Genomic DNA, 1,978 nt, shown 5'->3' with positions numbered 1-1,978 from the left:
GCGGGTGTTTTACGTGGCCCGCAAGCCGGTCGACCAAATCACCACGTAGGTTCGCTTGTACGACTGCCTATGACCGCCGTCAAGAAGGGTAGCGCCGCATTCTCCTCATCCGAATCCATCGATTCGGGCGGTCCCAACCGCTCCGGTGATCCGAAATGCCGGTCGATATTCAGCAAGATGTGCCAGGACGGCTGCGGGTGCCCCGGCTTATGCTTTCCTCCATCACCTGTGCAAACTGGATCGACGATGGGCAGGCAAGAGTATGACGAGAGGTTTTCCCGGCTGTTCGACTACATCGACCAGAATCTGGAAGGCGACCTCTCACTCGACAGGTTGAGCGATGTTGCCTGCCTCTCGAAGTTTCACTTCCATCGTCTTTTCTCCGCTCATTTCGATGTCAGTGTCGGGAAATACATCCAGCTGGCACGGTTGAAGCGGGCGTCGTTCCGGCTGGCCTTCTATCCCAGCGACAAGGTCATCGACATCGCCTTGGACGCCGGGTTCGAATCGCCGGAAGCCTTCTCCCGCGCCTTCAGGAATGCGTTCGGCCAGACGCCGTCAGAGTTCAGGAAAACTCCTGAATGGCGGCAGTGGCACGACCGCTATCGTCCCATCAAAAGAAAAAGGATCAGGATCATGGATGTCTCGATTGTCGAGTTCCCGCCCGTCGATGTGGCCGCCTACCGTCATCGTGGACCGATCGAAGGCGTGAATGACTCAGTCCGCTTCTTCATCGACTGGCGCAAGGCCAGCGGGCTGTCGCCACGGGAGCGGTGCCGGACCTTCGGCGTTGCGTTCGACAATCCGGAAACCACCGCGCCGGCCGAGTTCCGGTTCGACATCTGCGGGGAGATCGATGGCGAGGTGCCGGAAAATCCGCAGGGAGTGGTGAAGACGCTCATCCCCGGCGGCCGCTGCGCCGTGGCCAGACACCGGGGAACGCATGAACAGATCGGTGAAGTCGTGAGATTCCTCTATGGCCGCTGGCTTCCCGAAAGCCGCGAAGAGCCTCGGGATTTCCCTGTCTTTTTCCACTACCTGAATTTCGTTGGAGAAACGCCGGAGCATGATCTGCTGACCGACGTCTATCTGCCGCTGAAGTAAAGGCCCGACGTCGGGCAGCGGGGAACGGAAGTGGCGCCGCTTCCGTCAGCCGTGACCTCACCCGACCTCCTCTGTGGCTGACTGCATCTTTTTCGACAGCATTCCTTTCACATCCGCCATTTTTGCGCCGCCCAGCAGGATCGCCAGCGCTCCGAAGGCTGCGGCACCGCCGGACACCAGCAAAGCCAGTGCGGTAAACCGCAAGGCGGTGGCGGGGGCCGCCAGCCAGGGGGCCAGCACATTCCCGCCGGCCAGCAGCGCCGCTCCCATGCCGGTCGCGGCGACGGCGATGCGGGGCGCGCGGCGCTTCAACCGGTCGTCCAGGTCGAACAGGCCGCGCCTGCGCATCGCCGCCACCAGCAATCCAACGTCCAGCCAAGCCGTCAGGCCGGTGGACAGCGCAATACCAACGTGGCCCAGCCAGGGCATCAGCAACAGCGCCAGCAGGGCGGTCGCCACCGTCACGATGACGGCGACCCGTACCGGAGTCACCGTATCGTGACGGGCAAAGAAAGCGGCGTTCAGCGACTTCACGATCACATAGGCCGGGATGCCGACCGCATAGGCGGCGAGTGCCATCGCCGTGGCGTGCGCCTCCTCCGGGCCGAAGGCGCCGCGCTGGAACAACACCGCGACGATCGGCGCCCCCGCCACGCCGAGCGCGACCGCGGCCGGCAGGCCCAGCAGCAGGCTGAACTCCAGCGCGCGGCTCAGGTAATGGCGGACCATCCGCTCGTCCCCTGCCGCGACATGGCGGGCAAGCACCGGCAGAAGGGCGGTGCCGATGGCAATGCCGATGACCCCCAGCGGCATCTGGTTCAACCGGTCGGCGTAATAGAGGAAGGACACCGCACCGGACGGCAGCAGCGAGGCC

The 1,978-nt window shown here is 63.8% G+C and carries 2 protein-coding genes and 1 riboswitch; of the genes, one reads left to right on the top strand and one right to left on the bottom strand.

Annotated features, from left to right (window positions below; genetic code table 11):
• Positions 1–55, bottom strand: a riboswitch (SAM riboswitch). This riboswitch is flagged as partial in the annotation.
• 14 nt (positions 56–69) lie between these two features.
• Positions 70–1,104 (top strand): GyrI-like domain-containing protein, encoded by a 1,035-nt coding sequence (locus tag I71_RS06205; protein WP_244433675.1) that lies wholly within the window; start codon positions 70–72, stop codon positions 1,102–1,104.
• A gap of 57 nt (positions 1,105–1,161) precedes the next feature.
• Here I71_RS06205 and murJ read toward each other — a convergent pair.
• On the bottom strand, positions 1,162–1,978 hold an 817-nt coding region (murJ, locus tag I71_RS06200), incomplete at its 5' end, for a murein biosynthesis integral membrane protein MurJ (RefSeq protein WP_042692432.1).

The organism is Azospirillum sp. B506 (assembly GCF_000333595.1).
GTDB lineage: Bacteria > Pseudomonadota > Alphaproteobacteria > Azospirillales > Azospirillaceae > Azospirillum.
The sequence above is the reverse complement of the archived record's forward strand: the minus strand, read 5'-3'. Positions and strand labels throughout refer to the sequence as shown.

Bases quoted from the DNA above. Each gene is read 5' to 3' on its own strand.
- I71_RS06205 (WP_244433675.1), top strand. From the start codon at position 70: ATGACCGCCGTCAAGAAGGGTAGCGCCGCATTCTCCTCATCCGAATCC.